Annotated in this window: 7 protein-coding genes and 2 pseudogenes; 6 read left to right on the top strand and 3 right to left on the bottom strand. The window is 54.0% G+C overall.

All coding sequences use genetic code 11. From position 1 onward, the window contains the following. Positions 1-43 precede the first annotated feature (43 nt). The gene (locus CPT76_RS14230) at positions 44-964 is read right to left on the bottom strand and encodes a LysR family transcriptional regulator (protein ID WP_105443370.1); all 921 of its coding nucleotides are present in this window, start codon (positions 962-964) and stop codon (positions 44-46) included. A gap of 118 nt (positions 965-1,082) precedes the next feature. Between CPT76_RS14230 and CPT76_RS14225 the strand changes: the two genes are divergently transcribed. From CPT76_RS14225 to CPT76_RS14215, 3 genes are all read left to right on the top strand, one after another. Next, entirely contained in the window at positions 1,083-1,838 is a 756-nt protein-coding gene (locus CPT76_RS14225) for an SDR family NAD(P)-dependent oxidoreductase (RefSeq protein WP_181152945.1), read from the top strand. A gap of 42 nt (positions 1,839-1,880) precedes the next feature. After that, a complete protein-coding gene (locus CPT76_RS14220; RefSeq protein WP_105443368.1) occupies positions 1,881-2,624 on the top strand; it encodes an SDR family NAD(P)-dependent oxidoreductase in 744 nt (247 codons plus the stop codon). Positions 2,625-3,004: 380 nt separating this feature from the next. Continuing rightward, a complete protein-coding gene (locus tag CPT76_RS14215; RefSeq protein ID WP_105443367.1) occupies positions 3,005-3,790 on the top strand; it encodes an arylamine N-acetyltransferase family protein in 786 nt (261 codons plus the stop codon). Between the two features lie 110 nt (positions 3,791-3,900). Here CPT76_RS14215 and CPT76_RS14210 read toward each other — a convergent pair. Next, positions 3,901-4,698 (bottom strand): annotated as a pseudogene (locus tag CPT76_RS14210) (SDR family NAD(P)-dependent oxidoreductase). Positions 4,699-4,905: 207 nt separating this feature from the next. Here CPT76_RS14210 and CPT76_RS37390 point away from each other — a divergent pair. The 3 genes from CPT76_RS37390 to CPT76_RS14200 all read left to right on the top strand — a co-directional run bounded on the left by CPT76_RS37390 (position 4,906) and on the right by CPT76_RS14200 (position 7,131). Continuing rightward, complete coding sequence (locus CPT76_RS37390; RefSeq protein WP_181152845.1) at positions 4,906-5,067, top strand: hypothetical protein; 162 nt, start codon at positions 4,906-4,908, stop codon at positions 5,065-5,067. Between the two features lie 239 nt (positions 5,068-5,306). Then, entirely contained in the window at positions 5,307-6,230 is a 924-nt protein-coding gene (locus CPT76_RS14205) for an MATE family efflux transporter (RefSeq protein WP_105443366.1), read from the top strand. A 1-nt stretch (position 6,231) separates the two neighbouring features. Beyond that, entirely contained in the window at positions 6,232-7,131 is a 900-nt protein-coding gene (locus CPT76_RS14200) for an NAD(P)/FAD-dependent oxidoreductase (RefSeq protein WP_105443365.1), read from the top strand. A 106-nt stretch (positions 7,132-7,237) separates the two neighbouring features. On the opposite strand, the pseudogene CPT76_RS37385 reads toward CPT76_RS14200, so the two are convergent. Beyond that, positions 7,238-7,502, bottom strand: a pseudogene (locus CPT76_RS37385) (hypothetical protein); the annotation flags it as partial.

Here is a 7,502-nt window from a genome sequence, read left to right as displayed (position 1 = left end):
CGCGATGTCGTGTATGTTTTTTTTCTTTAAAGTTGAACCCCTTTTAAGACTGTATGGATGCCCCTAATTCTTCCAAGTCATGTTTTAACCACTCCATAAAACGGCGGGACACCTGCGAATGGGTCTTTTCCTTGCGCTGGATGACGCCGAGGTAGACAGGGCCGTGATCCGGCAGATCGAAGTCAAGAATCGCGATATTGTCCTTGCGGAAGGCCGGCTCGTTCATGAACGAAAAGTTGAGCCCGATGGTCACGGCGCCATGATTCATGCATGCCCTGAAGATCAGATCCCGGTTATTGGTGGTGAAGAGCACGTCTACCGGGCCATAAAGTGACTGAAAGTCGTCCATATACCACTTCACATAATCGTCGTTATAGAGGACGACGGTCTGCTGCCTTAATTCTTCAGGACCGACCGCGGACTTCAGGGCGAGCGGCGACGCGCTGCTGATGCCGGCGACCATGTGCACGGGGAGCAGCCGTTCGAAGGCTAGGCCGGTGCGTTCGATCAACCGGTTTTTGAACAAAATGATGAGTCCGAGATCGCTTTTGTCCTGGTTCACATCGTCAATGATGTCCTGCGAGCCTTTTTCCACGATCTCCAGCTTCACGTCCGGAAACTTCTTTTTAAATTCGATCACGACACGCTCAAGAAGAGACATAGGGCTTGGTATGGTCGCCACCCGCAGCCGGCCCTTGACCGTACCCGAAAATCCGCGGGCGGCCTCCAGCAGATCTTCATATTTCTCCAGCGTTTCATACGCTTTTTTGATAATGATTTTGCCTTCGGGAGTCAGGGTGACTCCGGATTTGGACCTGGTAAAAATGCTGATCCCCCACTCCGATTCCAGACTGGTGATGGCTTGGCTGACCGCTGAAATCGTCACGTGAAGCTGCTCGGCCGCTTTGGAAATCGAACCGGCCCGCGCCACCTCCACCAAGTACTCCAGCTTTTCCGTATTCATGAAGCATCGTCCTTTGATCTTTAAGTTTTTCTTAAACAAAATTCAATAGGTTTAAATTTTGCTGAATCTCAAGACATGTTAACATAATGATGTGAGATATGAAAGGAAGGGATTCATGATGAGACTCGAAGGAAAAGTTGCACTGATTACAGGCGCAGGCGCCGGGATCGGCAAGACGACGGCTCTCCGATTTGCGGAAGAAGGCGCCAAAGTCGTCGTTACCGATATTGATCTCGACAGCGCCAAGCAGACGGCTGCGGAAATCACACAGGCCGGCGGCGAAGCTGCAGCATTCCGTCATGATGTCAGCAATGAGGACGAATGGAAAGAAATTGCGAATGCCGCGGTTCAGCAGTTTGGCCGCATCGATATTTTGTTCAACAATGCCGGCATTTATTTCATCAAGCCGCTGGCCGACATCGAACTGGCGGAATGGAACCGGATGATGGCGATCAACGTGACCGGCGTTTTCCTTGGAATGAAGCACGTGATGCCGCTCATGGCCAAACAAAAGGGTGGCTCCGTCATTAACGCATCCTCCATTGCGGGGCTGACGGGCGCATCCGGCCATATCGCTTACGGAGCTTCTAAAGGTGCGGTCCGGACAATGACCAAGGACGCCGCGATCGAATACGCAGCCGCAGGCGTTCGGGTGAACTCGATCCATCCGGCCTACATCAACACCGCCATGGGCGCTTATGCGTCCGAGGTGAGCCAAATGTCCGAAGCCGAACTGGGTAAAAAGGTAGCGCCGATGGGCCGTTTCGGTACGGTGGAGGAAGTAGCGAATCTGGTGGTATTCCTGGCATCGGACGAGTCGTCGTATTCCACGGGATCCGAATTTGTCATCGACGGCGGGGCAACGGCTATCTAAGAGTCTGTACATTAAAGTGAATTCATAGGAGCGTGTTCAATCATGAAATTTGATTCCAAAGTAGCGATAGTTACCGGCGGCGCCAGCGGCATCGGGGAAGCGACGGTGCGGATGTTTGCCTCCGAAGGGGCGAAAGTCGTTATCGCCGATTTTTCGGACAGGGGCCAGACCCTCTCAGAGGAGCTGAATGCACAGGGATACGATACGCTGTTTGTCAAAACAGACGTGACGCAAGAAGCCGAGGTGCAGCGAATGGTCGAGCAGACGGTCGCCAAGTTCGGCAAGCTGGACATCCTGTTCGCCAACGCGGGTATCGCCAAGGACGGACCGGCGGACCGGTTATCGTCGGACAGCTGGCAGCGGACGATCGACATTAACCTGACGGGTGTATTTTTAAGCGACAAATATGCGATCCAGCAGATGCTGGCCCAAGGCACGGGCGGGGCGATCGTGAACTGCGGATCCATTCACAGCCATGTGGGCAAGGCGGGTGTCACGGCCTATGCGTCCGCCAAGGGCGGGGTGAAGCTGTTGACCCAGTCTATGGCAGCCGATTATGCCGCTAAGGGCATCCGGATCAATGCGGTGTGTCCGGGATATATCGACACGCCGCTCATTCAGGGCAGGGACGAAGCGATTACTGCACATCTGACTTCCCTTCATCCGATGGGGCGGCTCGGCAAACCGGAAGAAGTCGCCAAAGCCGTGCTGTTCCTGGCGAGCGAGGATGCTTCCTTCATCACTGGTGCCAGCTTGCTGGTCGACGGGGGATACACGGCGGTATAAGAGGAGTGCCTGCTGGGCATGATAGAGTACTAAACCGATACAGCGCAGAATATGGAGTAGGGTCAACCCCCTAATGCTCCTGTTCTGCGCTTTTTTGTATTTAACGATGCCTGAATTCTATTGAATATGTAAAAAGAATTTCGCTCATCAACATGATCACAACGGGTAAGACCGGGTGGGAGTTTTCGATTTTGCTGGTTGGAAATGCAGTGTTTTGGTGGACCCGCGTATTTTTTAAGCGGAAAACAGAGTAAATATCGTAAGCAACAGAAGGTGAACCAAGCTCTGCTATAGAAATTAGCTGTATGGCTGATATTCCGATGCTTGCACGAAGCGGCATGGATATGCGCAGCACTATAACAGCAGGGAGGTAGCTCGTTGTGACTAACCATCCATTGCAGACGCCGGAAATTCAGGCTTATCTGGACCGGATCGGATTCCAAGGCAAGCTGGACAATGGGGCGGACACGCTGGCGGAACTGCAGCACTGCCACATTTACAGCGTACCCTATGAAAATTTGGATATTTTAAACGGTGTGCCGCTATCGCTAGACATCCCGGACCTATACGACAAAATCGTCGTGCGCCGACGCGGCGGATACTGCTTTGAGCTCAATGCGCTGTTTGGCTGGCTGCTGGGCGAACTGGGATTTCCCGTGACCCACTATTTCGCCAGATTTTGGCGCGATGAGGATAACCTGCCCCCGAAGCGCAGGCATCATGTGCTTCAGGTCGAAGCAGAAGGAGCCCGGTATTTATGCGATGTCGGGGTAGGCGGAAATGTCCCCGGCAGGCCTGTGCTGATCAAGGAGCATCTGGAACAGCCGCAGGGAACCGAATGCTATCGCCTGGACCGGGATCCGTTTTTCGGCTGGCAGCTGATGGAGCGGAAAGGGGAGGATTGGCGGCTCATTTATTCTTTTGCCGAAGAGCCCCAGCTGCCGCGGGATTATGTGATGGCCTCATTCTGGTGCGAGCATGCTCCGGAATCGATTTTCAGACAAGGTCCGATGGTGTTTATCCGCACGCCGGAAGGGCGAAACACGGTCGCTGGCGACGAATTCCGAATCTTTGCCGGCAAGGAGGTGCGCATTCTCACTCCCCGGACACCGGAAGAGAAGCGGGATGCGTTCAGGCAGTATTTTGGCATTGTCCTCCCTGAATAAAATGACTGCTGCTCCCATTAAGATTGGGCGTGGGCAGCAGTATCATAATGAAAAGTGCCGTCTCCCTTTGAAAGGGATAACGGCACTTTTTTTGCGGTTGACGGTACACACTAAAATACGCTCCGAACTAACCCGCCGTCGATCCGCAGCGCGGCCCCGTTGATCGCAGAGGAGAGAGGACTGCTGATAAACGTAACGAGGTGAGCAATTTCCTCCGGCCGGATCAACCGCTGAATGATCGAGGTCGGCCGGTTTTCCCGCATGAAGCGCTGCTCAGCCTCCCCGATCGTTAACGATTCCCCCGGATACAGGGTATCGAGCATTGTCTCAACCCCCTGTGTCAGGGTGGAGCCGGGCATCACGGTATTAACCGTCACGTTCGTGCCCTTGGTCAGCTCGGCCAGGCTGCGGGAGATCGACAGCTGCATCGTCTTGGTGGCGCTGTAATGCGCCATCTCCTGCGACGGCATAACGGCGGCTTCGCTGGCAATGAAAATAATTCTTCCGCGGTCCTGCTGCATCATGCGTTTCAGATAATGCCGGCTCAAGCGGACACCGCTCATAATGTTGACCTCAAAGAAGCGGAACCATTCCTCATCCGGGATATCGAAAAATTCGGCAGGTTCTAAAAATGCCCAGATTGTTCACCACGATATCGACATCCGGATGCTGTTCCATCATGGTGAGGCAGCCTTGTTCCGTTCCCAGATCGGCGACTAGCGGGAACGAGTTCGGCTCCGGTATGCCGCCCCCGGTATTTCTTCGATCGTTTCGTGGACCTTGTCTTCACGGCGGCCGTTAATCAGAACCTTGGCCCCTTCTGCAGCCAGGGAAGACGCGATAGCCTTGCCGATGCCGGAAGTGGAACCGGTGACTAGCGCGGTTTGTCCAGATAGCTGAAGCTCCATAATGATACCCTCCTCCATAAGAATCCCCAAATAGGATCCCTACAATTTAATCTTTTATACCACTAGTTTCCAGTTCTTCATTCTAACTGTCAAGCCGGCCGCGCATCAAAAAGTTCAAAACTTCAGACATCTGTCACTTGCCGGCCGGAACCGAGGCGTTGTTTGCCAGTGATCGGAGTAACGATTCTAGCAGAATGGCTTTGATCTATGAAAATCGAGGTGCAGTACAACTCTCCGCTCGGCGCATACCTGATCAATATCGGCTCGGTCGTCATCGGCATCATCGTGCTGCTTACCTGGTCGCTCCGCAAGAAAAACAGGGTGGACTGGAACCGCATAGAGCCGGAAGACGCTAAGCAGGTAAGTTAAGTACAAGCATAATCCGGAAAGAAAAACCGATGGAAGGCGGGCTCTGTGGGAGCCCGCTTTGGTCATTCGTGCAGAACGGTGTAGACGTGCGGTATTGTGAGCAATCAGGGGGAATGGCGGGCTGGGAGGATACCGGGCATGGTTTTCCCGTACATTTCCACCGTTTTCCTGCCTTGTGCGCTCCTTTTGGCTGAGAATATAATCAGCTTATTACACGACATATCGAAGAAGGAGAAGTCATGGGAATATGGGTGCGTGAACGGTCGTTTTACAGCATGTTTATCCGGTTAACCGTGCTGATCGGACTGCAAAATATCATTACGCTTGGCGTCAATTTGTCCGATAATCTGCTGCTTGGAGGATACAGTGAATCCGCGCTGTCCGGGGTTGCGCTGGCCAACCAGATCCAGTTTATTTTGCATATGCTAGTCATGGGCGCGGCCGAAGGGCTGGTCATCCTGTCCTCTCGAAATTGGGGAGCCAAAAATATAGACGCCATCAAACGGGCCTCCAGCATCGGGATGCGGATCGCCCTGGCTGTAAGCGTGATCATGTGGGCGATCGTTTTTTTCTTCCCGCACGGCTGCCTGTCGCTGTTTACGAACGAGCAGAATGTGATCGCGGAAGGGGCGAAGTATTTAAAGATTATCTGTTTTTCGTACATATTTTTTGCGGTGACCAACATTTTGCTGGCGGCGCTCCGCAGCGTCGAGGTCGTGCGGATCGGCTTTCTCGTTTCGCTGTCCACTTTGATCATTAATGTGTGCCTGAATTACCTCCTGATTTATGGCCACCTGGGCTTCCCGCGCCTTGGGGTGAGCGGTTCGGCCATCGCTACACTGACCGCAAGGGTGATCGAATGCGTGATCGTCCTCACCTTCGTGAAGAAGTTCGATCAGCGGATCCGCTTTAAGCTGAAAGATTTTTACAGCATCGACAAGTCTCTGTTTAAGCAGTATCTGCGGATCGGATCACCTGTGCTGATGGCCAACCTGCTGTGGGCCGTATCGATGGGTGCCCAGACCGCCATCCTGGGGCATATGGGCGAGGCGGCGATCGCCGCCAACAGCGTGGCGAACACGATTTTTCAGCTGGTCACGGTCGTTACTTACGCATCGGCCAGCGCGACGGCGGTCATCATCGGCAAGGAGCGATTCGCTTAAGATGATATGGGACTGCGCGATCATCGGCGGAGGACCCGCCGGACTGAATGCCGCATTGGTGCTGGGGCGCTCCCGCAGGACGGCGGCGCTGATCGATAATGACCAGCCGCGAAACCGGGTCACACGGGTATCGCATGGCTATCTGACGCGGGACGGCGTCAGCCCCGAACAATTCCGAAGCTTGGCATATGAGGAGATCGGGAGGTATCCTACCGTTCGCCGGTTCATGGCAACGGCTCTGGAGGTGCATCCGGCCCGTGGTGCTTTCCGCGTTATCACTTCGATGCGGGAAGAAGTGTGGGCCAGAACGCTGATTCTGGCTACCGGGCTGCACGAAACGCTGCCCCGCATTCCCGGCCTAGAGCCGCTGTATGGAAAAAGCATCTTTAATTGCGTTTATTGCGACGGCTATGAGCTGCAGGACCGGCCATTGTTTGTGCTGTCGGAGCAGCCGGGACTGTATCACTTCGTCAAGACGGTGCACCATTGGAGTCGGGATATAATCGTCCTGACAAACGGCAAGCCTGTTCTGACGTCCGGGGAAAAGGAAAGGCTCCAGGTCAAGGGGTTGCATGTTGTGGAGGAGCCGATTCATTCGTTCAGGGGAGACGGGGGGCAGTTAACGGAAGTTGTATTTCACAGCGGTGCATACGTACCGCGAGCCGGAGGCTTTATCGTACCCCATTGGTCGCAGAAGGCTCCCTTCGCGGCGCAGCTGGGCTGCCGGCCCGATGGAGCGGGCGGCATTGCCGTGGATGAACTGGGTAGAACGAGCGTAAAGGGTGTGTACGCTGCTGGCGATACCGCCCGTTTCGGGCCTTCGCAGCTGATCATTGCCGCAGGTCAGGGGAGCAAAGCCGCCATGGCAGTGAATGCGGATCTGATCGATGAGGAGTTTTGATGGGAACGATGCTCGTTGTAGAACCAAGCTCAGCATGTATAAAATCGTACATCGTATCCGTGCCACGGGCCATATTCCCGGTTTCTACTTGGGAATACGGCCTTTTTTAGTATGGATGATCCAACCGATCAAGCAATTGATCCGCTACGCTTTGCTCGGCCACAGACAAATCGCCTGTTTGCTTCAACTGTTCCAGTTTCCCTTTAACCTGAGCGGTATTCTGATCACTTAGACCATAAGCCAGATGGGATACTACGGACTCAATTTGAGATGGAGTTTCCAATCCTGCGAGTGCTTCGATGAACTTGGATGGTTCCCGCGTGTACAGCTCGGCCAGAATAGCGTCATAACTCTCGGTAAGCGCGCCATCC

It is taken from the genome of Paenibacillus sp. AR247 (assembly GCF_002968895.1).
Taxonomy (GTDB): Bacteria; Bacillota; Bacilli; order Paenibacillales; family Paenibacillaceae; genus Paenibacillus_AQ; species Paenibacillus_AQ favisporus.
The sequence above is the reverse complement of the archived record's forward strand: the minus strand, read 5'-3'. Positions and strand labels throughout refer to the sequence as shown.